Annotated in this window: 14 protein-coding genes; 8 read left to right on the forward strand and 6 right to left on the reverse strand. The window is 64.8% G+C overall.

Annotated elements, in window-relative coordinates:
• Nucleotides 1-534: 534 nt before the first annotated feature.
• The 5 genes from aceE (at nucleotide 535) to lpdA (ending at nucleotide 7420) form a co-directional block, all read left to right on the forward strand.
• Nucleotides 535-3195, forward strand: a complete 2661-nt coding sequence (aceE, locus tag F2Q65_RS10220) for a pyruvate dehydrogenase (acetyl-transferring), homodimeric type (RefSeq protein WP_150093020.1) — start codon at nucleotides 535-537, stop codon at nucleotides 3193-3195.
• Nucleotides 3196-3313: 118 nt separating this feature from the next.
• On the forward strand, nucleotides 3314-5038 hold the full coding sequence (gene aceF, locus F2Q65_RS10225; protein ID WP_150093022.1) for a dihydrolipoyllysine-residue acetyltransferase: 1725 nt from the start codon (nucleotides 3314-3316) through the stop codon (nucleotides 5036-5038).
• A 165-nt stretch (nucleotides 5039-5203) separates the two neighbouring features.
• Nucleotides 5204-5407 carry a hypothetical protein gene (locus tag F2Q65_RS10230; protein WP_246156132.1) on the forward strand — a complete coding sequence of 68 codons (204 nt, stop codon included), beginning with the start codon at nucleotides 5204-5206 and terminating at the stop codon, nucleotides 5405-5407.
• Entirely contained in the window at nucleotides 5385-5891 is a 507-nt protein-coding gene (locus tag F2Q65_RS10235; protein ID WP_150093026.1) for a PIN domain-containing protein, read from the forward strand. The genes F2Q65_RS10230 and F2Q65_RS10235 overlap by 23 nt, the downstream gene beginning before the upstream one ends.
• Before the next feature lie 98 nt (nucleotides 5892-5989).
• Entirely contained in the window at nucleotides 5990-7420 is a 1431-nt protein-coding gene (gene lpdA / locus F2Q65_RS10240) for a dihydrolipoyl dehydrogenase (RefSeq protein ID WP_150093028.1), read from the forward strand.
• Nucleotides 7421-8032: 612 nt separating this feature from the next.
• Here lpdA and ltrA read toward each other — a convergent pair.
• Both ltrA and F2Q65_RS19945 read right to left on the reverse strand, forming a co-directional pair.
• Nucleotides 8033-9403 carry a group II intron reverse transcriptase/maturase gene (gene ltrA / locus F2Q65_RS10245; protein ID WP_246156134.1) on the reverse strand — a complete coding sequence of 457 codons (1371 nt, stop codon included), beginning with the start codon at nucleotides 9401-9403 and terminating at the stop codon, nucleotides 8033-8035.
• 866 nt (nucleotides 9404-10269) lie between these two features.
• Nucleotides 10270-11334 carry an Rpn family recombination-promoting nuclease/putative transposase gene (locus F2Q65_RS19945; protein ID WP_150093030.1) on the reverse strand — a complete coding sequence of 355 codons (1065 nt, stop codon included), beginning with the start codon at nucleotides 11332-11334 and terminating at the stop codon, nucleotides 10270-10272.
• A gap of 138 nt (nucleotides 11335-11472) precedes the next feature.
• On the opposite strand from F2Q65_RS19945, the gene F2Q65_RS20195 reads away from it, so the two are divergent.
• The 3 genes from F2Q65_RS20195 to F2Q65_RS10265 all read left to right on the forward strand — a co-directional run bounded on the left by F2Q65_RS20195 (nucleotide 11473) and on the right by F2Q65_RS10265 (nucleotide 13959).
• On the forward strand, nucleotides 11473-11598 hold the full coding sequence (locus F2Q65_RS20195; RefSeq protein ID WP_281291018.1) for a hypothetical protein: 126 nt from the start codon (nucleotides 11473-11475) through the stop codon (nucleotides 11596-11598).
• Nucleotides 11599-11794: 196 nt separating this feature from the next.
• Nucleotides 11795-12709, forward strand: a complete 915-nt coding sequence (locus F2Q65_RS10260) for a DUF4351 domain-containing protein (RefSeq protein WP_150093032.1) — start codon at nucleotides 11795-11797, stop codon at nucleotides 12707-12709.
• Between the two features lie 338 nt (nucleotides 12710-13047).
• Nucleotides 13048-13959 (forward strand): alpha/beta fold hydrolase, encoded by a 912-nt coding sequence (locus F2Q65_RS10265; RefSeq protein ID WP_150093034.1) that lies wholly within the window; start codon nucleotides 13048-13050, stop codon nucleotides 13957-13959.
• Nucleotides 13960-13983: 24 nt separating this feature from the next.
• On the opposite strand, the gene F2Q65_RS10270 is transcribed toward F2Q65_RS10265, so the two are convergent.
• The 4 genes from F2Q65_RS10270 to F2Q65_RS10285 form a co-directional block, all read right to left on the reverse strand.
• Nucleotides 13984-15120, reverse strand: a complete 1137-nt coding sequence (locus F2Q65_RS10270; protein ID WP_150093036.1) for a linear amide C-N hydrolase — start codon at nucleotides 15118-15120, stop codon at nucleotides 13984-13986.
• Between the two features lie 111 nt (nucleotides 15121-15231).
• A complete protein-coding gene (locus F2Q65_RS10275; protein ID WP_150093038.1) occupies nucleotides 15232-22551 on the reverse strand; it encodes an autotransporter outer membrane beta-barrel domain-containing protein in 7320 nt (2439 codons plus the stop codon).
• A gap of 140 nt (nucleotides 22552-22691) precedes the next feature.
• Nucleotides 22692-23390, reverse strand: coding sequence for a response regulator transcription factor (locus F2Q65_RS10280; protein WP_150093040.1), 699 nt, complete (start codon nucleotides 23388-23390; stop codon nucleotides 22692-22694).
• Nucleotides 23363-25258, reverse strand: a complete 1896-nt coding sequence (locus F2Q65_RS10285) for a sensor histidine kinase (protein ID WP_150093042.1) — start codon at nucleotides 25256-25258, stop codon at nucleotides 23363-23365. Before F2Q65_RS10285 ends, F2Q65_RS10280 begins: the two co-directional genes overlap by 28 nt.
• Nucleotides 25259-25281 lie beyond the last annotated feature (23 nt).

The raw sequence follows: 25281 nt of genomic DNA on the forward strand, positions 1-25281 counted from the left end.
CTGGGATCCACCCCCAGCAGCCAGAATGGACGCGCCGGCGAGGGGCTGGGGGCTGGGAGCTGTGAGCGTTCGCGCTGGAAGACGTGAAAACGCCTCGATCGCGGCGTAGCGGCTACGGAACATTCACCTCAAACCTCGTTGTGAGCGATGCGGTGGCGGGTCGACACTGACGGTGCCATCCGCTTCGACATCCCCAACGGCCTCTACAGCGGGAGCAAGACCTGCACCGCAGCAGACGCTGAACTGACAGCCGAAAACTGATGATCATTCGGCGTGACTCCACGCGACCTATCACGGCACTTACCCCACAACATCCTAGGTCTGCACTGATGCCCCAAGGGACAAACCCCGACGGGGATCCATGCTTCCCCTGAGTCGCCTCATTGCCTCAGACAATAATCAGAATTTGCCAATATTCATCGACTGGGTTAGCTTGCGCTCTTTTCCGACCGCCTGGCCCGGATGCCGCCCTTGGGCTGCGTCCTTACATCCGCCCGCGATCCATCCGCACCGGAACCCGATTCAGGAAACTCCATGGCCAACAAGCCCGACATCGACCCCCAAGAGACGCTGGAGTGGCTCGACTCCCTGGATGCCGTGCTCGAGAACGAGGGCATCGAGCGCGCCCACTATCTGCTCGAGCGCCTCATCGACAAGGCGCGTCGCTCCGGCGCCTATCTGCCCTTCAGCGCCAACACGGCCTATCTGAACACCATCCCGGTGCAGCAGCAGGAGCGCTTCCCCGGCGATCGGGCCATGGAGCGGCGCATCCGCTCGTTCGTGCGCTGGAACGCCATGGCCATGGTGGTGCAGGCGAACCGGCTGTCGAGCGAGCTGGGCGGGCACATCTCGTCCTTCGCCTCCAGTGCGACCCTCTACGACATCGGCTTCAACCACTTCTTCCGCGCCGCCAGCAAGGACTTCGGCGGCGACCTGGTGTTCGTCCAGGGCCACTCCGCGCCCGGCATCTACGCCCGCGCCTTCCTGGAGGGCCGCATCAGCGAGGAAGAACTCTACAACTTCCGCCAGGAGGTGGATGGGCCGGGCCTGCCGTCCTATCCGCACCCCTGGCTGATGCCGGACTTCTGGCAGTTCCCGACCGTGTCCATGGGCCTGGGGCCGCTCATGGCCATCTACCAGGCGCGCTTCATGCGCTACCTCAACGACCGCGGCATCCTGAATACCGACGGGCGCAAGGTCTGGGCCTTCCTCGGTGACGGCGAGATGGACGAGCCCGAGTCCCTGGGCGCCATCTCCCTGGCCGCCCGCGAGCGGCTCGACAACCTGGTGTTCGTCGTCAACTGCAACCTGCAGCGGCTCGACGGGCCGGTGCGCGGCAACGGCAAGATCATCCAGGAACTGGAGGCGGTGTTCCGCGGCGCCGGCTGGAACGTGATCAAGGTCATCTGGGGCAGCTACTGGGATCCGCTGCTGGCCCGCGACAAGGACGGGCTACTGCTCAAGCGCATGGAGGAGTGCGTCGACGGCGACTACCAGGCCTACAAGGCCAAGGGCGGCGCCTATACCCGCGAGCACTTCTTCGGCAAGTACCCGGAGCTTGCGGACATGGTGGCCAATCTGACCGACGAGGACATCTGGCGCCTGAACCGCGGCGGTCATGATCCGATCAAGATCTACAACGCCTATGCCGAGGCCATGCGCGCCCAGGGCAAGCCCACGGTGATCCTGGCCAAGACGGTCAAGGGCTACGGCATGGGCGTGGCCGGCGAGGGCATGAACATCACCCACTCGCAGAAGAAGATGGGCGAGGCCAACCTGAAGGCCTTCCGCGACCGCTTCAATATCCCCATTTCCGACGACGCCATCGCCGCCGCGCCCTTCTACAAGCCGCCGCCGGACAGCCCGGAGATGCAATACCTGCACGAGCGCCGCGAGGCCCTCGGCGGCCCGCTGCCGGCGCGGCGCGACGTGGCGCCGGTGCTGAAGGTGCCGGAGCTGGACGCCTTCGCAGCGTTGCTGGAGTCCAGCGGCGAGCGCGAGATGTCCACCACCATGGCCCTGGTGCGGCTGCTGACCATGATCATCCGTGACAAGGAGATCGGCCGCTACGTGGTGCCCATCGTGCCGGATGAGGCGCGCACCTTCGGCATGGAGGGCATGTTCCGCCAGCTCGGCATCTACTCCCACGTCGGCCAGCTCTACCAGCCGGTGGATGCGGATCAGGTCATGTACTACCGCGAGGAGAAGAACGGCCAGGTGCTGCAGGAGGGCATCAACGAGGCCGGCGCCATGTCGTCCTGGATTGCCGCGGCCACCGCCTACGCCAATCACGGCCAGGCGATGATCCCGTTCTACATCTACTACTCCATGTTCGGCTTCCAGCGCATCGGCGACCTGGCCTGGGCCGCCGGCGACATGCAGGCGCGCGGCTTCCTTGTCGGCGGCACCGCCGGGCGCACCACCCTGGCCGGCGAGGGACTGCAGCACCAGGACGGCCACAGCCACCTGCTGGCCGCCACCATCCCCAACTGCGTCAGCTACGACCCGGCCTTCGCCTACGAGCTGACCGTGATCGTGCAGGACGGCATGCGCCGCATGTATCAGGAGAAGGAGAACTGCTTCTACTACATCACGGTGATGAACGAGAACTACCCGCAACCGGCCATGCCCGCGGGCACCGAGGACGGCATCAAGCGCGGCCTCTACCGGCTGCGCGAGAGCGAGCTGGGTGAGGCCAAGGCCCGCGTTCAGCTGCTCGGCAGCGGCACCATCCTGCGCGAGGTGCTGGCCGCGGCCGAGCTGCTGGAGAAGGACTTCGGCGTGGCCGCGGACGTCTGGAGCGTGACCAGCTTCAACGAGCTGCGCCGCGACGGCATCGACGCCGAACGCTGGAACATGCTGCATCCGGAAGAGTCCCCGCGCCTGCCCTACGTGGCCGAGCAACTGGGCGAGACCAGCGGCCCCATCGTCGCCGCCACGGACTACATGCGCGCCTATGCCGACCAGATCCGGCCCTATCTGCCGCGGCGCTATGCGGTGCTCGGCACCGATGGCTTCGGCCGCAGCGACATGCGCAGCCAGTTGCGCAAGTTCTTCGAGGTGAACCGCTGGTATGTGGCGGTGGCCGCGCTCAAGGCCCTGGCGGACGAAGGTGCACTGCCGCCGGCGCGCGTGCGCGAGGCCATCGAGAAATACCGCATCGATCCGGACAAGCCGAATCCGTTGACGCAATGACGGCGACCGAGATGGCGTTCAGCCCGGCATCGGCCAGCCGACCCGACGGGGTCCCGGCGGCCGAGCCCACCGCGTACAGGAATCAGGCCCAGCAGACTGCGGCCCAGGAGATTGCACAGTGGCAACCCTAGAAGACGTCCTGCTCCCGGACATCGGCGATTTCGCCGATGTCGAGATCATCGAGATCCTGGTGGCCCCAGGTGACCGCATCGAGCCGGAACAATCCCTGCTGACCCTGGAGAGCGACAAGGCCAGCATGGAGATCCCCTCCCCCGTCGGCGGCACCGTGACGGCGCTGAAGGTGTCCGTAGGCGAGCGCATCAGCACCGGCACGCTGCTGATGACGGTAGAGACCGGGGGCGGCGAGCCCACCGCCGCATCAGAACCGGTTCCGGCATCGGCCCCAGCTGCGGCGACGCCCACACCGACGCCAGCGGACGACACGGCGGCAACCACCTCTGCGCCGGCGGCAGGCGCAACCGCCACCCCGGCCCCGACGACCACAACCGCGCCACAGGAGATCGAAGTCCGCCTGCCGGACATCGGCGATTTCTCGGACATCCCCGTCATCGAGCTTCTGGTCCAGCCGGGCGACGACATCGACATCGACCAGTCCATCCTGACCCTGGAGAGCGACAAGGCCACCATGGAGATCCCGTCCGCGGCGGCGGGCCGGGTGGCGTCGGTGGCGGTGAAGGTGGGCGACCGGCTCAACCAGGGCGACCTGCTGCTGACGCTGCTGGCCGGTTCGGCCGCGAACCCGGCGGATGCCGCTGACGCCCCGTCACCGGAAGAATCCGAGGCGGCACAGGCCCCCGCGCCGGTGAACAAACCGGCATCGGCCACGCCGTCCCGGGTTCCCGGTGAGTCCGAGCGACGCAAGGCGCCGGTGCTGCCGCGGCCCGAGGACATGGCCGCCATCGCCCGTGGTCGTGGCGCCCATGCCAGCCCGGCCGTGCGCCGCTTTGCCCGCGAGCTCGGCGTCGGCATCGCCCAGGTGAAGGGCAGCGGTCGCAAGGGACGCATCCTCAAGGAAGACGTGCAGGCCTATGTGAAGCAGGCCCTGAGCGCCGGCGCCCCGGCACCGGCCGCCGGCGGACTGCCGTTCCAGCTGCCGGCGGCGCCAGCGGTGGACTTCGGCAAGTTCGGTGCCATCGAGACCCAGCCCCTGCCGCGCATCAAGCGCCTCAGCGGCGCGCATCTGCACCGTTGCTGGCTGTCGGTGCCCCATGTGACCCAGTTCGACGAGGCCGACATCACCGAGCTGGAGGCGTTCCGAAAGGGTCAGAAGGCCGCGGCGGAACAGGCCGGCGTCAGGCTCACCTTCATGCCCTTCCTGCTCAAGGCCGTGGCCGGCGCCCTGGCACAGATGCCGACGCTGAAGGCCTCGCTGGCACCCGATGGCGAGCAGCTGGTCCTGAAGCACTACACCCACATCGGCGTCGCCGTGGATACGCCAAACGGCCTGGTGGTTCCGGTGATCCGCGACGTGGACAAGAAGGGCGTGTTCGACCTGGCCCGCGAGCTCATGGAGATGAGCAACAAGGCCCGCGACGGCAAGCTGCTGCCCGGCGACATGCAGGGCGGCGTGTTTTCCATCTCCAGCCTCGGCGGCATCGGCGGCACCGCCTTCACGCCCATCGTCAATGCCCCCGAGGTGGCCATCCTCGGCGTCTCGCGCTCTGAGATGAAGCCGGTCTGGAACGGCAGCGAGTTCGCGCCGCGGCTCATGCTGCCGCTATCGCTGTCCTACGACCACCGCGTGGTCGACGGCGCCGACGGCGTGCGCTTCACCAGCCTGCTGGCAAACCTGCTCGCCGACATTCGTCGGCTGCTTTTATAGACTGGCTTCTGGTCAGGGGCCGCCAAGGATGGAACGCACCCTTTGACGGATCCGGGCACCACATTGACGCCATCGGCCTGAGGTGCTACACGTATTTCACGTGACAACAGACTTGGTCGACCAACAATGCGCCAAAATATTACCGTCGCCCTGGATAAGGCACTGGTGCGCAAGCTCCGGGTCATTGCCGCATCCCGCTCCACATCCATCAGCGGAATGCTGAGCGAGGAGCTGGCCCGCATCGTCGAGCGCAACGAGCACTACGAAGCCGCCAAACGGATTGCCCTGGCAGATCTGGAACAGGGCTTTGACCTTGGCGGTCGGCCTGCCGCTCGTGCCGAGTTGCATGATCGTGAAGCCCTTCGTTGACACCAACATCCTTATCTACGCCTACGACAGGGCAGCCGCCGATAAGCATCATACGGCCGCTCTTCTGCTGCGTTCGCTCTGGCAACAGGGAGGCGCCATCCTGAGCGCTCAGGTGCTTCAGGAGTTCTACGTCAATGTCACCCGCAAGATCCCGCAGCCACTCACGGCAAGCCAGACGCGAGGCATTCTCAAGGCTTACTGCGCCTGGCAGTTGGAGCCGTGCACGTGTGAGACGATCATGCTCGCGTCCGAGGTGCAGGAGCGCCACCAGCTCTCTTTCTGGGACGGGCTCATTCTAGCCTCTGCCGCCCAGGGCGGCGCCGAGTTGCTGCTGTCCGAGGATCTTAACGCGAGGCAGATCATTGAAGGCGTGCGCATCGTGAACCCATTCCACGATACCGATCCCGACATGCATCGGCTGCTGCGCGACCAGATCTCCGAGAGCGCGTCAGTGCCCTATTGGGCCAAGTCACCCCCTGATTAATCCCGAACGCGACCCGACACACGACAATCGTCAGCCCAACAGCCGCCATCCGCGTGCAGCCGATCCACCTACAGCCAGCTATTCGATAGGGAGTCAAGATGAGCGACACTGCTCCAGAAAAAGACATCAACGCCCAGGTGGTCGTCCTTGGTGGCGGTCCGGGCGGCTACACGGCGGCCTTCCGCGCCGCGGACCTTGGGCTGCGTGTGGTCCTGATCGAACGCTACCCGTCCCTTGGCGGTGTCTGTCTCAATGTCGGCTGCATTCCCTCCAAGGCCCTGCTGCACACAGCGGCCATCATCGAAGAGGCCAAGACCCTGGGCGGCATGGGCGTGACCTTCGCCCCACCCGAGATCGATCTGGACACAATGCGCGCCGGCAAGGACAAGGTGGTGAAGAAGCTCACCACCGGGCTCGCCGGGCTGGCCAAACAACGCAAGGTCGAAGTCATCCAGGGCACCGGCCGCTTCGAGGCGCCGAATCGGCTCGGCGTCGATGCCCGCGATGGCAAGGTCTCTGTCACCTTCGATCACTGCATCATCGCCGTGGGCTCTTCGCCGGTGAAGATCCCCGGCTTTCCGCACGATGATCCGCGCGTCATGGACTCCACCGACGCCCTGCAGATCGAGGGCATCCCCGAGCGCATGCTGGTGGTCGGCGGCGGCATCATCGGCCTGGAGATGGCCAGCGTCTACGCCGCCCTGGGTGCCCGCATCGACGTGGTGGAACTGCAGAACCAGCTCATGCCCGGCGCCGACCTGGACCTGGTGCGGGCGCTGGAGAAGGTGATCAAGAAGCGCTACGAGCGCATCATGCTGCAGACCAAGGTCGCCAGCATGCAGGCCGCTTCCGACGGCATCAAGGTGGTCTTCGACGGCAAGCACGCCGGCGAGGCCAGCTACGACAAGGTGCTGGTCAGCATCGGTCGCCGCCCCAACGGCAAGCTGCTCAATGCCGAGGCCGCCGGCGTCAAGGTGGACGCGCACGGCTTCATCCCGGTGGATCAGCACATGCGCACCAACGTGCCCAACATCTTTGCCATCGGCGACGTGGTGGGCGGCCCCATGCTGGCGCACAAGGCCACCCACGAGGGCAAGGTGGCCGCCGAGGTCATCGCCGGCGAGCCGGCCCTGTTCGATCCGCTGACCATTCCCTCCGTGGCCTATACCGACCCCGAGGTCGCCTGGATGGGGCTGACCGAGACCGAGGCCAAGGCCGAGGGCATTGCCTACGAGAAGGGCGTCTTCCCCTGGGCCGCAAGCGGCCGCGCGCTGGGAATCCACCGCGACGAAGGCCTGACCAAGCTGCTGTTCGACCCCGAGACCAAGCGCATCCTGGGCGCCGGCATCGTCGGCCCGAACGCCGGCGAGCTCATCGGCGAGACCGTGCTGGCGCTGGAGATGGGCGCCGACATGGAGGACATCGGCATGACCATCCACCCGCACCCGACACTGAACGAGACCATCTGCTTCGCCGCCGAGATGGCCCATGGCTCCATCACCGACCTGCTGCCACCGAAGAAGCGGTGATCAGCCGCCAGCCGCAGCCGAAGCAGATAACCGCAGAGGCGCGGAGGACACAGAGCAAAGAAGCGCAGAGGAAACACCTCAGATTCAATTGCTCGTTGTTGACTCTGCGCCCTTGCGCCTCTGCGGTAAATGCACCTCTGCGGTTCATTCAGTCAGGCTATGGCAGCCGGGCAGCAACACGGCGCAGATGAGCCGTGGCGTAAGTGATCGCCTGGAAAAAAAATCGTCATCGAGCAATTGCTGCTCGCAATAGGGACAGCTGCGCGGAAAGGACCCGATTGGCAAGACGCACTCCTAAGAGGCGAACCTGGTGGCGTCGGGATAGGCCTCGTCGACGATGGCGCTCAGTTTGGCCCTGAGGGCCTGGTGACTTTGCGAGCCATTTTGCCAGACGATCCCGCTGCTCGATGATGGTCGAGCGCCAGCTTATGCCATCGAAAGAGGGACGAAGGTAGAGTAGAGAGCAGGCGTCCCGCGACGGTAGATCCGGCCTATCTGTTGCCGCCCCTTTCGTTTGGCGGTGCCTCACTAGCCGAACCCTGGTCGCAGTAGCCAGCCCTCCCTCATCAAACCGTGCATACGGTTCTCCCGTACACGGATTTACGATGTGCTTCACGCCGAGACATGCGCCGAGGTCCAGCCTGCGGTGGTGGGTACCTTGAACAGTCCAACATGGTCGTATAGATGCGCATTGGGAAACCGCGCATATCCTTGCGCCCGGCTCCGGAGCTTGTGGCGACGACGCAATTGCGTGCGCACCCGCTCCTCGGCATGCGTCTTGACCCGACCGAGAACCGTCGAGCAGTTGCGGTAGTGGAAGTAGCCTGACCAGCCCCGGAGGGCTCGATTGACGCTACCGATCATGTCCGTGAGGGCCACCGGGGTGCGGCGGCGAGTGGTCAGTTCCGTGACCAAGTCCTTGATGCGTTGCTCGGCCCGTCGCGATGGCTCCACGTGCGGATAACCCTTGCCGCTGCGGCGACTCGTTCGCCAGGCAATCCGAAACCCTAGAAAATCGAACCCGTCCGCGCGCGCATCGACCACACGGGTCTTCTGCACGTTGAGCGTGAGGTCCAGCTTCTCCAGGACCGCCGTGAAGACGGCCATGGGCTTCTCGGTACCGTAGCGACACAGGATCACCGCATCGTCGGCATACCGCACCAGCCGTGCGCCGAGTCGACGCTCCAAGTCGTGCCGTACCCAGATCCGGTCCAAGAGATGCAGATACACGTTTGCCAGCAGTGGCGACGCGACGCCGCCCTGCGGGGTTCCCCGTCGATTCCCTTTCCCGCCCGTCGGGCGGCGCTTGCCTTGCTCATCTTCCTCGATGACCGGAGCCTTCAGCCATTGCTTGACGAGCCCCAGAACGGGGCCGTCGACAACGCGCTCGGCGATGACGGCCATGAGCTTGGCATGGGGAATGGTGTCGAAGTATTTCGACAGATCCGCATCGATGACCTGGGTTTGCCCCCGGAAGAAGGCCTCGGCAATCGCATCGATTGCATCATGGGCCGAGCGTTGCGGACGGAATCCATACGAATGCTCGCAGAAGTCCGCCTCGAAGATCGGCTCCACCACCAGCTTGAACGCCATCTGTACGATCCGATCCCGGATCGTGGGTATCCCTAATGGGCGCTCGCTGCCATCCGGCTTGGGTATCCAGACCCGACGCACGCCATCCGCGCAGTACGTCTTCTGCTCCAGTTCCTCACGCAGTTGTGCCAAGTAGGCGTCTTTTCCGATTCCTGCCTCGATGGCCTTGAACGTGACACCATCAATTCCCGGGGCCCCGCGATTGGCACGGACGCGCTCATAAGCATGACTCAGAATGTCCGCCCGAGAGAGTTTGTCGTACAAGGCTGCGAGCGAAACGCCGGCTCTTGCTTGGCCTTGGCGTAGAGCTTCCGCTGCAACGTCCTGATCGATATGGGAGTTGTTAGCGACATAGCCGCAATCTCCTGATCCTCCGCGCGTTGGTTGCATGCACAAAGTAGGGCTCCTTTCCTCGGGCCGGGTTGTGTTGTCCCAGGCCCTCGAACGGTACTATGAGCCCCTCCGACTCCCGTGATGACCCGCGTCGACTTCGAACTCGCCTTATACGACGCGGTTGACGGCTCTGGGCCGCCACCGCCACGGGTCTCCCGCACTGGGACTGATTGGCTTCCATCACATGCCACCCCTGCTACCCCGGAAGAATCGATGGGACGCTCTCGTTGTCTCTTCCCACCGGCGGCGGCCTTCCCCTTCTGACCACAGGGTCGGCTTCTTCGAGTAAGTGACGAGGCTACATCTAGGTTCGCTTGCGCTGCGGCCTGCGGTTTTGCACCCTCGGAACTCACGACCCTTGGTTACCCAAACGCCGCTCCGGGGCACTACAATGGTGTACGAGCAACTCCATCGGCGGGACTTAAACCCGCTAGCTAATCAGCCTGTTACGGCATACGGTCGGGTCTTGCCTTTTGCCCTGGGGTGCGGGGGCTCAACGGGTCTTGAGCTTAAAGAATGGGCGGCGGGCGCAGCGGCGCTGATGGTGGACGTGCGCAAGCACTGGGCAGCGCCGCTGGATGATGCTCTGCTTGGGCGCTGGCAATCGATGCTGGTCAGGCGCCTCGCCGAACAGCCGCTTGAAGATTATCCTGGTCAGTCGTCCCGGCCGGGAAGCCGGGACCCAGACCAGGGAGGGTGGGCTTGTGCTTCACTCCAGCGTGGGTGGTGACCGCAACGTTGCTATCCCTGCCTTGGATTCCGGCATCCTGCCGGAATGACGAGGAGGGGTGGCCGAATTGACGGAGAGGCAAGTGCGGCCCCTCGCGCAGCGCCAGCGCCTGCTCCCTGGTAACAAGCCCACCTCAAGGCCGCTCGGCTGCGCGCAAGGCCGCCACCTGTTCGATGCTCAAGCAGGTCGCTTGGGCGATCTGCGCATCACTCAGCACGCCCAGGGCGATGAGGTTACGAGCCGTCTCCCTGGCTGCTTCCCGACGGCCTTGCTGCTCGCCCTTCTGGAGTCCAATCTGCTCGCCTTTCTGGAGTCCGAGTTGCTCGCCTCTCTGCAATCCAATCCGCTCGCCTTCCTCGCGCCCTTCCTCGCGCGCCTCCTTCAACAGGGTCGCCTCATCATGCAGGGCCCGTTCCCGCACGAAGGCCAGGCGCCGGGCCTCTTCGTCCGCGCTCAACTCGCGCACTCGGTTCAGCGCCTGCTGGATCGGGGCATGCTCGACCTGTGCCATCGTCTGTTCCTCCTGCCAATGCTCGAAAAAGGTTATCCAGGCGCCGAGTCGGGTCTGACGCGAGGCCGGGGCAGATGCCGGGGCTGGCGGCTGATCTGCGCTCGGCTGCAGCTTGGGCGCTGACGCCTGCGTCCTTGCCGCAGGGGCTCCTGCTTCCAGCACCAGACCCAGCCCAAGCCGGTCGGCCTTCTTCAGTTCGATCAGGTTCAATTGTAGGACGTTCCCGAGTGTGACGGCGGGCTGGCGTTCATCGCGCATCTCGAAACGCCAGACGGCTTGTGCCTGCTGCGCCGGACCGTGGTCGAACAGGTCGAAGTCCAGCAGGTGGATGCCGACCGCCGCGCGCAGGGCGGTGTAGTCTTCACCCGCCTCCAGCTGCTGGCTCAGCATCCGTGCCAGATAGAACAACCCGCGCTGGTGCCAGGCGCCGTAGCGGCGTACCTGGATCTCGACGTTGTAGCCGTGGCCGGCGGCATCACGGGCGAGCACATCCAGGATGATGTATTTGCCGCGCAGTTCCTCGGGGCGGATGTCGGGATTGAGCACCTCCACCGACTGGATCTCGGGCAGGTCCGGGCGCAGGTCATTGATCAACGCCACCAGCAGGTCCGGCGCCTCGCCGAACAGGCGCTTGAAGACGTAGTCGTTTTTCGGGTCGAGCAGGTCGTCGTGGAGGTCGGTGGTCATGGGCGTGGGTGCGCGAGAAACGCGACGTGACGGCGGGCGCTTCACTATACCCGATCAGGGGCGGGGCTCAAGCGTTGCTATCACCTGATCGACGAGGGCCGCTACACGCGCGCGCAGTTGAGGGCGATCGACAGCCCCTTGAGCGGGATCTTCGAGGTGGAAATCGCCTCGGGCGAGCGGACCTCGCTGCAGGCGGCGGTGGACCGGCTGTTCCGGATCCTCCCACGGGACGAAGGGTCTTGCGATCCAGCACCGTTGAACTGAAGCTGTCGCGTTCCCACGCGCGCTGGCAGGAACCTGCGCTTACCAGGTCCGGGGCTAAAAGCGCGCTTCGCTGCGGATCTCGATGGCCTGCCCTGACTGGGCGAGAACGAACAGGCCCTTACGGTCGGCGTGGCGCCCGACCTGTTCCGACACCACCATAGCGGCCACGGCACCCAGGAGCTGAATCAGCCAAGCGATGGATCATGACCAGAACTTCAAGAACCTGATCCTCGACTATCCGCGCGAGGCCCTGGCCCTGTTCGCCGCCGCCGAGGCGCAAGCCATCGATGTCGGCGCCAGGATCCTGCCAATCCGCGAGGAGCAACTGAAAGAGCGCCTCGGCGAGCGCTTCCGCGAGCTCGACGTGCCGCTGCTGGTGGAGTGGCCGGACGGGCGGCGCGCTGCGCTGCTGTTCGTGCTGGAAGAGGAAACCGACCCCAAGCGCTTTTCCATCCACCGCCTGGCGCATTACTGCCTGGACCTGGCCGAACTCTACGGCACGGATCGAGTCGTGCCGGTGGTGATCTTCCTGCATCCGGGCGACTACCCGGAGCGGCTCGAACTGGGCAGCGAGCAGCGCGGCTACCTCCAGTTCAGCTACCTGCACACAGCATTGTTCCGGCTACGGGCGCGGGAGTATCTGGACAGCGACAACCTCGTCGCCCGCCTGGCGCTGCCGACCATGGCCTTCGCGCCCGAGGAGAAGTTCGAGGTCATCGCTGCTGCGACCCGCGGTCTGACCGAGCTGGAACCGGACCCCGAGCGGCGACTCAAATACGCCGATTTCATCGACATCTATGCCATGCTGGACGAGAATGAATGGGAAGCCTACCGCCAGCGCTATCCGCAAGAGGCCACCACGATGACCGGATTTGCTGCCAGATTTACCGAACAAGGTCGCCAGCTGGGGCACCAGCAGGGCCTTGAACAGGGCCTTGAGCGTGAGACCACGCTGGTCCTTCGCCTGCTCAAGCGCCGGCTTGGCAGGGTCGCGGACCATCAACGCGAGCACATCCAATCGCTCCCGGTGGAGCAGATCGAGACCCTGGGCGAAGACCTGCTGGATTTCACCAGTCCCGCCGACCTCGAGGCCTGGCTCGCCCGTCACTGAGGCTTCCTCCGGCTGGTGTTCCGCCTATACAGGAATCAGGGTCCGCAGGGTCTTGTCTTTCGCCTTTGATCCCAGGCCAGTCGCGTGGTGATCCTACCCAGCTATCCGTGCCAGCAACAGGCTTGCGAGGCAACGCGCTTGCGCCTAGGCTCGTTGATGATGTCAACAACCGGTGCAGCCCATGGCGACTATGAACGTCCGCATTCCGGACGCGATCGACGATGCTTTCAGCCGCGCGTTTTGCGGACAGAACGAGAGCGCTGTGATCCAAGGATAATGCGTTTATCGCACTGGCTGCGTTGAATCGCTCAGTACACTTTGCCCCACAGGCACTCACAATGAAGACCCTCACGCTCCTCCTCTCCGTCCTGTTGCTCCCCCTGCTGGCACAGGCCCAGTCTATTGATGAAGCCGCCTTCAAGGCCGCGCTCAAGCAGATGCAGGCTGCACCCGTGCAGCATGTCACCGTCGGCGACATCGATATCGCCTATAAAAGCCTCGGTCAAGGTGAGCCGCTGTTTGCCATCACCGGCAACGGCGACACCATGGACCTGTGGAGCCCGCTTTTTATCCAGGGGCTCGCGCAAGGGCGCAAGGTCTATCTCTTTGACAACCGCGGCGCGGGACTGACCACCAGTGGCAGCAAGCCCTTCAGTATCGAGCAGTTTGCCAAGGACACGGCCGGCTTCATCCGCGCCATGGGCTATGAAAAGACCGACCTGCTCGGGTTCTCCATGGGCTCACGCATCGCAGCCCAGCTCACCATCGACCAGCCCGCGCTGATCAACACGCTCGTGCTCTATGGCTGTGCGCCCGGTGGTGCGGCCGAGATCAAGCGCAGCGCCGCGGTGCAGCAGCGCTTCGCTGATACCTCCGGCACGCCCGAGCAGAAGGCGCAACGGATGTTCAGCCTGCTGATCCCCGAGCGCTGGCGACAAGCCCACCCGGACCCGTCGACCTATTTCCCGCCAGTGACCGAAACCATCAGCCCAGAGGTCCGCGCCAAGCAAAACGCAGCGGTTGCCAACTGGCCCGGAATCGACCAACAGCTCCTGTCCATTCGCACACCGACCCTGATCATGGCCGGCACCGAGGATGAGGTGGTGCCGCCGGGCAACGCGCTCACCTTGGCGCGACAGATTCGCGCCTCCTGGCTGGTGCGTTTCCGCGACGGCGGTCATGGCATGATGTATCAGTTCCCGACGCAAATGGCGGAGGTCGTCAACACCTTCCTGGCCACCGCGAACTGATGGTCGGACGCTGTCCGGTGCCGACTACTTCATGCCGACCGGGGTGGAGTGAGACACCGCGCTGGTGTCCTGCGGACCCATCTCGCGGGTGAGCAGCTTGCCGCCGGCCTGCTTCAGGGCCTCATGGAGGTCGACCACGAGCACGCTCTGATGGCCATAGGTCTTCCAATGGTAATGCAGTTTCTGCAGGTCGCTGACGGCGGTCCAGGTGGTGATCTCGGGCTCGGTCTCGGCGGTGCCGGGTGGTGAGGCATTGGAGCCGAAGGGGATATCGAAGTTGTTCAGGAGATGAAACAGGGTCGAGACCGCCGCGTCGGTCGTCGGCTGCTCCGGAATGTTCTGGGTGAAGAAGACCATGCGCACGAAGCGTGACGGCGGCGTGAAATCGCCGGGCAGGCCAAGGGCTCCAGCACCCACGCCGAACGGCTGCAGCTCGAGATCGCCAAGCGTCTCCGACTTTGGGTAGTCGGCGGTGAGGTTGACGTAGTTGTTCAGATTGCTCAGATGCCACTCGAAACCGGGCGCGTTGGTGAGCACGCGAACCGGGTTGTCATACACCTTCAGCGCGCCACCAACGGGCTCGATCGTGATCGCCTGGCCTGAGGCGTCCTGAACCTTGTAGTGCACATCGGGAACCGCACCGAGGAGGTCGAGCTTGACCGGCAGCACGGCGATCTGATCGATGTGCTCCTTGACTGCCTCGACGGAGTCGAAGCTGGCCAGCAGCCAGGTCACCACCTGAGCGGGCGAGAGTCCCTTGGCGCTGTTCTGCGGCGTGACCTCGGCATACTCGGCATAGCCGGGGAAGTAGAACAGGGCCGCGTTGAGCCCCTTCTCGTTCAGGCCGTCGACGATCATGTCGTAGTTGGTATCGACCGTGGCGCCGATGAAGCCATAGGTTGATGTGTAACTCAGTCCGTTGCTGCCGGTCTCGGTGGTGCCGGTGAACGCGGAGCCCTTTGGCCAGACGGCGAGCTGGGAGTTGAGGGATGTGCCGAACTCGAGTGTGCGCCCGACGACCACTCCGCCATCTTTGGCGGTGAGCGCGCCGCCGGTGCAGGCAAGTGCCTGTGGGCCGCTCAGGGTTGCGCTGATGATGGCGGCCCCGGTGATGCGTGCAAAAATCGATTTGATCAATCTCTTCTCCGTTTCCAGTTTCATGAGGCTGTTCTTGGATGCACGTGAACAGCTGGTACGCGTTGGTCAGTCGGCGCTCGTTGCCGACCAGGTTGTTGGTCAAGGCGCGGTGCCTGGAGATTGCCTTGATTGATCTCAGAACCGCAGTTCGAGTTGTGCGGAACCGCCGTAGTCGTTGCTGTTTTGAGACAGGGCGGTCTGGGCCTGTAACGAGACCGAGAGGTTGTCCTTCAGCTGCGCCTGGAATCCAGCGATGAGATCACCGCGGTAGCGGTCGACGGTCATGCTGTGGTTGAGCGTGCCGAGCGCGATATCGGCGTCTTTGAGCTTGGAGCGCCCGTGCACGCTGGGATCATTGAGTACCGCGGTGACGCCTGCGCGCAGGAAGGCCCGCATGGCCTGGTCATTGGCCGTAAAGGCCCGACCCAGTTCGATCATCGGGGTCAGTGCAAGCCAGCCATCGTTGACCGAGTCCACCTGCCAATTGAGCGGGCCGTTCCCGCTTTCGCTGAAGCCATCCTGCCAGACCCGGGTATAGGCCAATGCGGCTGAGGGCTTGGTGTAATAGCCGCGCTCGCCCAAGTACAGGGCCGACGCGCGCAGCTCGGCGCCGAGGAAGCGCCCATCGATCTCGGAATTGGCCTGCTGCCACCGATTGGCGAAGCGGTAGGCGCGGTCATAATCGAGCGCATACATCCCGGCGCCTAGCGATGCCGACAGGGTGTAACGTCCGATCTCGCGCTTCAGCGCCAAGCCCAGCGAATAGCGCTCGCCGTCCTGCGAAAAATTGCTGCCATCGATGGACAGCGTCTCGAACAGGCCGGTAACGCCCAGGAAGGTATCGGGTGCGATCTCATGCTGCGCGCCCAGCGCCAGGCCCCAGGCGGTTTCGGAGAACTCCGGGCTCTCGTCGGCCTCGTCCTGCTGCAGGCGCGAGCCGAGCACCTGCGCCCAAGCGCAGTTGCTCTGGCGTAGGACGTCGACACCCGCCGCCGGGTCCATGGTCGGACAGCCCTGCATTAGCTGATTGAGCCGATACGAGACCGAGAATGCGCGCGACGCCCCGATCAGATGCTCATCCGGGGTCTGGTGATCGTAGAGGGCTTCAAGCTCATCGGTCGAGGTGGTGTTGAGGATGGTGGTCGCCAGCATTGACAAGGCGTCTTCCGTATCGTCGGTGTCCATAGCCGCCTCGGCCGTTGCCACCGCATTCACAGCATTGGCGGTTGCGCTGTCTGTGCGGGCCGTTGCCGCAGTGCCCTGCTCCGCGGCCGTGCTCCTCTCGTCTGCCTCAATGGCTGCCAGTGCGCGGCTCAGATAGTTGGCGTAGCTGAGCTCGTTGTCTTCCAGGTCGGCCCCCGCGGCGCGGCCGGAATAGTCAATCTTGTACTTGATGTAGAGATTGTCGTAATCGTCGTCGTGATAAAGCGTATAGGTGACGGCTGGGGTGCTGACCGCCGTCGCGCTCAAATTATGTAAGGTGGCTCCACCCTTCAGTGAAGCAAACTTGAACTGGCCTTTGTCCCCGCTGGAAAAGGTCGTGCCCCCCACCAGAACGGGCTTGACCTCCCCGGTCAGCTTGACACCTCCCTCCTGATTCATTCCATCCAGGACGACCTGGTCGTTCGACAGGCTCCCATCCGTATTCTGCTGGAGATCGATCCAGAGCGTTCCGGCCTCGGTGTAGGTTCCGCCAAAGCTGACCGTACTCGTGCCGACCGTGCCTTGACCATGGGGCGACATGATGCTGCCGTTGTCGCCGGTATAGTGGCCGAGCTCGCCCAGATAGACGCTCGTGCCCGCGTTGAAAGTTGCGCCCTGCTGGCTCCAGAACGAGGTCCGGTTGGCATCATCGAGTTGCAATGAGCCCGAGATGATGCCTCCGCTCATGTTGCGGATCCTGAGTGCCCCCTTGTTGTCGTTGGCAATGACCACCGAGTCCGCATTGGCGCTTTGGATCGTACCCTGGTTCTCGATCATGTTGGAATAGTTGATCGATCCGTCTTTGTTATAGGTAGACCGCCCGCCCAGCACAGTGATCGTCTCGTAGGAGGACGTGCTCGTCGTCTGGACCAGTCCGCCCTTCTCGACGTAGATTTGCGTGGTGCCTCGGCAGCTGGCGTCCGCGCACTGGTCATTCGTGGCCTGGTTGCCATCCGGATCATCGGTGCCGGTTTCCGAGGATTGGGCGAGGATCGCCCGAGCGTTCTCACCATCGGCCGTCACCGAGCCGCTGATGCGAATCTTCAACCCGCCGGCATAGCTATCGCCGCCCGACGCGCTCTGCGCGAAGACGCCATGCGCGCCGTCGCCCTCGACGTGGATCGAGCCATCGACGGTGATATCGACATAGCCTCCGTCGCCATCACCTCCGGCGCTGCCGATGTAGCTTTTAACCTGTCCTGTCGGCCCAATGGTGCCGGCAGCGCCGCCACCACCACCAACCGACTGCGCCGCGATCCCGTGGGCGTTCTCGCCCGTCGTGTGAATGAAGCCGCTGCTCGTGATGTCGATATTGATGTCGCCGCCGTCGCCACCATCGGCACCGTCGTCCTCATGAGCGATCGACGCCCCCAAGGTCTCGTAAAAATTGGCAATGGTGTTGACGAGGTTTCCCTCGATATCACCGGCCGTACCACCGCCACCGCCCACCGACTGGGCATAGATGCCCATGGCTCCGGAGCCCGCGGTCTTGATGCTGCCGCTGTTGGTGACGGTCACATCGCCGCCGTTGCCGCCCCCCGAGCCACGCCCCGCGACGGTGATCGAGGTCAGCAGCCCCTGGCTGCCATCGCCACCGCTGCCACCGCCACCACCCACGGATTGGGCGTAGATGGCCGTGGCGCTATCGGCAAGCGTGATCAGCGTGGCGTCGTTTTCCACCGTGACCTGGCCGCCGTTGCCCGCGGCCCCACCCTTGCCGCCGATGCTGATCTCGAAGTCCAGCTCAGTCTTGGGGAAGCCCTTCACCTCCTTGTAGGTATCGTACATGTCGTCCAGGATCTCGAAGGTGTCGTAGGTATCCGCGACCCAGCCGGTGAGTCCGGGCGCGCCATTGCCGGAGTTGCCGCCACCGCCACCGACCGATTGGGCGAAGATCGCATAGGACGCATGGCCGGTCGTGGTGATGGTGCCCGCTGAATGGGTCACCGACACCGCGTTGCCATCGCCTCCGGCGCCGGAGTCGCCGCCCATGTCGAATTCCAGAGAATAGCTCTTTTTCGTATCTGTCTTGTTCTGCGCCTTGGTGTAACCGAAGGTGTGCGAGCCGGCCTGGCCCCCGTCGCCACCGCCACCGCCGACCGACTGGGCATAGATGCCGTAGGCGGTCTCGGTCTGCGTGGTGATGTCGCCGCTGTTGGTCACGGTCACCTGGCCGGCATGCGCCGCGGTGCCACCCGAACCGCCCACGGCCACGCTGGCGTTGAGTTGGAGGGCATTGTCAGGCTTCCAGTCGAAGTCGCCCGCGAAGGCGAAGCCGTAGGCACCGACGCCGCCATTGCCGCCGATCGACTGGGCGTACAGACCATGCGCGTTGCCGCCCGATGTCTGCACCTTGCCCTGGTTGTCGACCTCGACGTCGCCCCCAATCGACCCGTCGCCGCCAGCGCCACCGACCGCGACCGAGGCACCCGCGCTTGGCCCGCTACCGGCCGAGAACGAGGCGACATAGCTGCCGCCGCCCTTGCCACCGTTGCCGCCGACCGATTGCGCGAAGATGCCATAGGACAGGTGTCCGGTGGTGGTGATGAGTCCACCACTGTCATTGGTCGCCGTGACCTTCTCCGCGGTACCACCAGCGCCGCCATCGCCGCCCACGCCGACGCTGACCGACCCGCTCCCCTCGGAGCTCGCAGAGACCGTTCCCGCGATGACCACGCCGCCGGCGCCCCCGCTGCCGCCGATCGACTGCGCGGTGATCCCCGTCGACGAGTAGCCGTGCGTCGTGATCTGGCCGGAGTTGGTCACGTCGACGGTATCCGCCGTGCCGCCATGGCCGCCGGCGCCGCCGACAGTGACGCCGACCGCACCCGACATCGGTCCGGCGGCACCGGTGCCGCTGCCGGTGATGCCGCCCGCGCCGCCATGACCACCCAGGGACTGGGCAAAGAGGCCGTCGGACAGGTCGCCTGTTGCGGTGATGGCGCCGGTATTGGTCACCGACACCGTGCCGGCATGGCCGCCGGCACCCCCGTTCCCGCCATGCGTGACGTTAACATCGCCAAAGATGCCCATTGACCCCGTGGCCGTCACGCCGCCGGAGCCGCCGCCACCGCCAATGCTCTGCGCCATGACACCGTTTGCCAAGACGCCAGCGGTTTGCACGGATGCGCTGTTGGTCAGCTTGACGTCCGAGGCCGTACCGCCTGCGCCACCGTCGCCCCCATGGGTGTAGTTCAGGTTGACGCCGACATTACCGTTGACGGTGGTGCCGGAGATGCCACCGCCACCGGCGACGCTCTGGGCCAGAATGCCGGTCGAGAGCATACCCTGCGTCGTCACGCTGCCGGCGGTGGTGAGATCCACGGTCCCAGAGTCGCCACCGGCACCGCCGGACGAGCCGAGCGTGACCCCAAGCCCCGCGGTGACGCCCGCGTCGATCGTACTCCCCCCCTTGCCGCCACCACCACCGAGCGATTGGGCCACGATCCCCAGCGAATGGATGCCGTGGGTCACGACCGTGCTGTCGGACTGGACCCAGACATCTCCGCCAGCACCGCCCGTCCCCCCGCTCGATCCCTGGTTGCCCTCGTACGTGCTGAGATCGACGTCGACATCGGCATCCACGACATTGCTCGCCTGGCCGCCGCCGCCACCGACCGACTGCACCAGCATGCCGTCGGAGTGATGGCCATAGGTGGTGGCATCCGTCCTGGAATTGACCGTGACCTGTCCACCGTCCCCGCCGATGCCCCCATCCGTGCCCATGTCATGATCGAACTCCAAGCCGACATTTGCCTGGATGTCGTTGCCAGCCGAACCGCCGCCGCCACCGACCGACTGCACAAGGATGGCGGAGGACATGGCATCGCCATGGGTGGTCACCGATCCAGTCAGGCCGACGGTATCCTGGTCGCCGATGGTGACGGTCCCGCCATGGCCCCCGATCGCTGAGTGACTGGCGCCGATCTGCGAGTTGAAGGTCATGCCGATGCCGACGGTGACGGTGTTGCCACTCGTACCTCCACCGCCACCCACCGATTGCGCAATAAAGCCGTTGGTCTTGTAGCCCCGGGTCTCGAGATCGACGCTGCCGCCTTCGGTTTGAACCCTGACGTCACCGCCATCTCCGCCAGCGCCGCCGGATGCCCCGTGGACGGGCAGATCTATACCCACTTCCAATGCGAACGAACTCCCGCCATGTCCGCCGCCACCGCCGATGGAGGAGAGCAGAACCCCCTCGGCCTTGTGACCGTGCGTTGTGACTTCGAGCACGCCACTCTGCAAGTCGAGGGTCGCATCGGAACCCTCGCCACCATCGCCACCGGTGGCCCCAAGCGCCACGGCCCCCTTGGGCGAGCTGGCCTTGCCGCCGCCACCGCCGATGCTCGAGACCATGACGCCAACGGAGTATGCGTCCTGCGTGGTCACGGTCGTGTCGCCGTTGACGGAGAAGGTGGCCGTCCCACCATCGCCGCCCGTACCGCCCTGGCCGCCCAGCGCAACCGCGCCATTGCTCCCGCCGCTGATGCCGCCACCACCGCCGAGGCTCAGCGCAAAGATGCCCGGTGCGTCCACGCCGTTGGTGGTGATGGCGTTGGTGTCCGTCAGCGTGACGCTGACGTCACCACCCGTGCCACCCGCGCCGCCCGTGGAGCCGAGGGCGACGACACCGTCGTCCGGTCCGGCGACGCCGCCGCCACCGCCCACCGACAGCGTGACCAGCCCGGCGGAATAATGACCCGCCGTTGTTACGGTCGCGTCTCGCAGCGTGGCCTGAACGACCCCGCCATCACCCGCGCTCTCCGCGCTGCCGCCAAAGGCGACAAAGCCGCTCGCGCCGCCGGAGCCACCGGAAAAACCGCCGACGCTCTCCACCAGGATTCCACTGGCTTCGGCCCCTGTCGTGGAAATCGTGCCGTTCTCGTAGGTGACCGTGGCCACGCCACCCGGCCCAGGCGTCTTGGAAAGGCCGCCGTTGCCATCGAACCAGCTATCGCCATCGCCACCGGCGCCACTGGCACCACCGAGGCTCTGGATGAGGATGCCCTGCGCTTGTTTTCCGGAGGTCGTGATGTCGCCCGCATAATGCACAGCGACCCGGCCCCCGCTACCACCCGCGCCGCCATTGCCGCCGACGGCCTTGTCCGGACCGTTCCCTTCGCCGCCGCTGCCGCCGTCCCCGGCCTCGCTGATGGCGACGATGCCATGCCCTGCCGCGCCTGCGGTGATAATGGTATTGGACGGGCTGTCGGCGGTCAGCGTCACCTGACCGCCGTTGCCACCGGCGCCGCCGGATCCGCCATAGCCGGAATAGATGGACAGTCCTTCCCCGCCCGTCCCTCCATCCCCGCCGGTGCTGTAGAGTGAGATGCCGGCGAAGTTGTAGTAGTCGTTGCCGAACAAGTCGGTTCCGTAATAGCTGCCGTTGGTATTGGTGAGCTTCACCGAATGGCCATCCTCCAAGGTCAGGGTGACATCGCCACCGTGACCGGCGGCTCCGCCAGCACCGCCGTAGCCATCACGAGGACCGCCCTGGACGGTGCCCTTGCCGCCATCACCACCCCACCCACCTTGGCTTTGCACGATGATCCCCACCCCATCCTGGGTGGTGATCGGGTATGGGGTCGCACCGCCGTTGTCGGCGTTGGCCGTGATCGTGATCTTGCCGCCATTGCCACCCTGACCACCCTTGCCACCAAGGTTGTCATCGAAGAAGGTGCTGTCCTCATTGCCGTCACCGCCCCAGCCACCGTCGCCCTCGACCCAGATTCCGCCCGTGGCGCTGTCGAGCCCGAAGCCCTTGTCGAAATGCATGTTCACGGTCAGAGTGTAGGGGGTATATCCGTCCCCGCCGTCCTGGCCGTCCTCATGGTCGTCTTTGGTCGCGTCTTTTCCATCGGCTGCGTAGTCCCAGAAGTGGAGCGCGAAGATGTCCTTGCTCGAAGCGCTTGGACCAAAATTGCCCGTCACCTTCTCGTACAGAATGGCGGTACGGTCATTTGACGCACCAATATCCACGACCGGGATGTCGTTGCCGGAACAGGTATAGGGACCCTTGTCTTGACTGCAGGCCGCGCGCGCCGCTACCGGGATGAATAGCAAAGCAGTTACGACCACCGTCGCGAGCGCGATTGCGCATTGGGTAACCGGCAGCGCGTCGTCGCCACTGTGATTGGCCGCCCAGTCGGCGATGGGTTGAATGCTGTCTTGGCCATCGTCGATCAGGGTTGGCTCATCAGCGACCGAAGTATCGATAAGGTCGATCCCGGAGGAAATAGTGTGTTCGGTCACGGAGCGCCCTCCTGAGGATGGGATTGACGCAGTCATGCGCCTGGGTTAGGCACCTGATACTAGGCGCTCATGGAGGGAAACGCTTTCAAAGGCTTTCATAGGCTTTCAGCCGCGTTGGGCCAAACGGAGGGCTTGGCCGCTCAGCTGACCTTCAGCACCGCGTGGAGTTGATAGCCCTGACCGCGCAGGACATGGATACCGCCGTCGGCACCCTCGACGGCGCCGCAGTCACGCATTTTTTTGCGCAGGCGGCTGAGGCGGACCTCGATGGCGGCCTTGCTCGCGCCTTCGGTGCTGCCGCTGATGATCTCGGCCAGCTGCCAGTTGTCCAGCCGCTGGTCGGGGGCGCGGAGAAAGGCCGTGAGCAGGGTCAGCTCGATCGGATGCAAAGCGACCTGGCCCTTGCGGCCATGCAGGCTGGAGCTGGCGGTGTCGATGCTGCCGCTATGGGGCAACGGGGTCGGCTTGAGACGCCGCGCCAGGGAGGCGACGGCGGCGAGCAGGGTTTCCGGGGCCTGGGGCTTGGCCAGGTAGATGTCCGCGCCGCTGGCGTAGCCCTGGGCCATCTGTTCGTCCGCGTTGCGCGCGGTGAGCATGATGATGCCAACGCTGGGGTGGGTCTGGCGCAGCCGCTGGGAGAGGCTGATGCCGTCTTCCCCGGGCAGATTGAGATCGAGAATGAAGAGGTCGATGACGCCGTCGGCGAAGGCCAGCTCATCGAGCTCTTCGGCACAGCCGAGGGCGGTGACCCGGTGGCCGGCCTGGGCCAGGATGTCGGCGGTGACCAGGCGCAGGGCGTCGTGGTCTTCGACTAGCGCGATATGGAGCGAGGTAGCCATAGTCTGAACCGGATATGCGTCGGGGTCGGGCAATAGTCGATGTCACCCTCGATCAGACGTGCCATGCCTCTGCAGAGAAACAGGCCCAATCCCGAGCCGGTGACATTGTGTGCCTTCGCGTGCCGGTAGTAGCGGTGGAATACTCGGTCAGGGTCGGGACGGCCGGACTTGCCGGGTCGGTTAGCCACCTCCAGGGCGATGCCGTCGATGCCATGCCGGGCAGCAGGCTCCAGGCGCAGGCTGATGGGACTCTGTGGCGGGCTGTATTTGATGGCATTGTCGAGCAGGTTGGTGATGATGATCCGCAGCAGGGCGCTGTCGGTGTGGATGCGGGCTGCCGCGCCAGTGAGCTCGAAGCGTTCGGGCATGGGGCGATGCTCGACCAATTCACGCACCTGAGCCTCGACATCGCACTCGGTCACCTGGGGTTTGAGCAGGCTGTTGTCGAGCCGATCAGCCAGGGCGCAACGTTCGATGACGGTGGCCATGTCATCGATCGCCTGATCCGCCTGCATGCTCAAGGTCGGCGTTCGGTGCGCGGCTCCCAAGACCATACGCACGATGGCCAAGGGCGTCTTCAATTCATGCGTCACCATGGCGAGGAAGCGCCCCATTTCCTGACGCTTCGCTGTTTCGAGCTCGGAGTGCTGTTGCGCCTTGCGATAGGCCATCTCCAGTTCGACACGGCGCCTGGCCAGGCGCTGGGCACGAATCTGCAGCAAGATCACGACAGCGAGCCCGGTCCACAGGGTATAGAACAGGAAGCCATTGAAGCTCCAGTCTCCCGCGGGCACCAGCCCCATGGCCGGGAAGGTGGAGATCGAGAGGCTGATCACGATCAGCACGTAGAGGGTCACGACATAAGGTTTCGGGACCAGCGTCGGCTCATCTCTCGGTTGTGGATCACGAGCCGGGATGCTGATCGCGGTCGCCAGCGAGTGCAGCGGTAAGACCAACACCAGGGCGTTTGTCAGCGTCAACGCCTTGCCCACATCGCCCAGCGCCACCAGCAACAGCGCCACGGCAAACAGCGGCAGGATCATTCGGAACAGTCCCAGCAACCAGGGATTCGGTCGGAATTCCCGTAGTAGCCGATAATCGAAGTAGTAAGCCGAGGCCGCGAAGAGCACGATCAGGATCGTCAGCAGCAGGCTCGGCGACAGCGGCCACAGCCAGTCGGGCCAGAACAGCCTGAAGTAGCCCAAGTAGGCCAGGGCGTAGAGCAACCCCAGCGACTGTTTGAGCACAAAGGCGCCGAGCAAGGTTTCTCTTCCCTGGAGCCAATGCAGCAGGCCCCAGAGGAGAAAGAACAGCTGCAGTGTCAGAACAGGGGCGAAGGTCAACTCATGCACGCGATCACGCTGCAGCGCCTGGTGCGGGCTCAGTACCTCGACATGCATCAGGTTGGTGCTGGTGGTCTTGAGTCGCAGCCAGATGTCGCGCGGCGCTGCCCCCTGCGGGATGGCGAAGTTGAAGTAGAGCGAGCGGTAGGCGTCCCGATCAATCGGGTAGCGGTCGCCGCTGGTGACGGGACCGTCGAGCTGAAAGCCTGGATCGTGGAGGCTGATCTGGTCCAGATAGCCGGGACGTACCCGCACGATCAGCCGTCCCTCAGGGGTGGGCGCGCCCGGCTCGATACGCAACCGAATCCAGAAGGCGGAACGACTGAAGCCCCGGCTCAACAGACCGGTGAACGCCCGGTACTCCCGGTCGCGGGCGGCAGCAAAACCGAGCTGACCGCTGGTGTCCTCGAACAATGCGCGCTCGGTGATATGGTCCTGAGCCTGCGCCAGCGGAGCAATGGCGGCGAGGCACAGCAGGCAGATGCAGAGCGCTGGCGCAAGCCAAGGGTTGGTTTTGCTGTTCATGGGTGAAGTTTGCCACCAGATAG

The organism is Thiohalocapsa marina (assembly GCF_008632335.1).
GTDB lineage: Bacteria > Pseudomonadota > Gammaproteobacteria > Chromatiales > Chromatiaceae > Thiohalocapsa > Thiohalocapsa marina.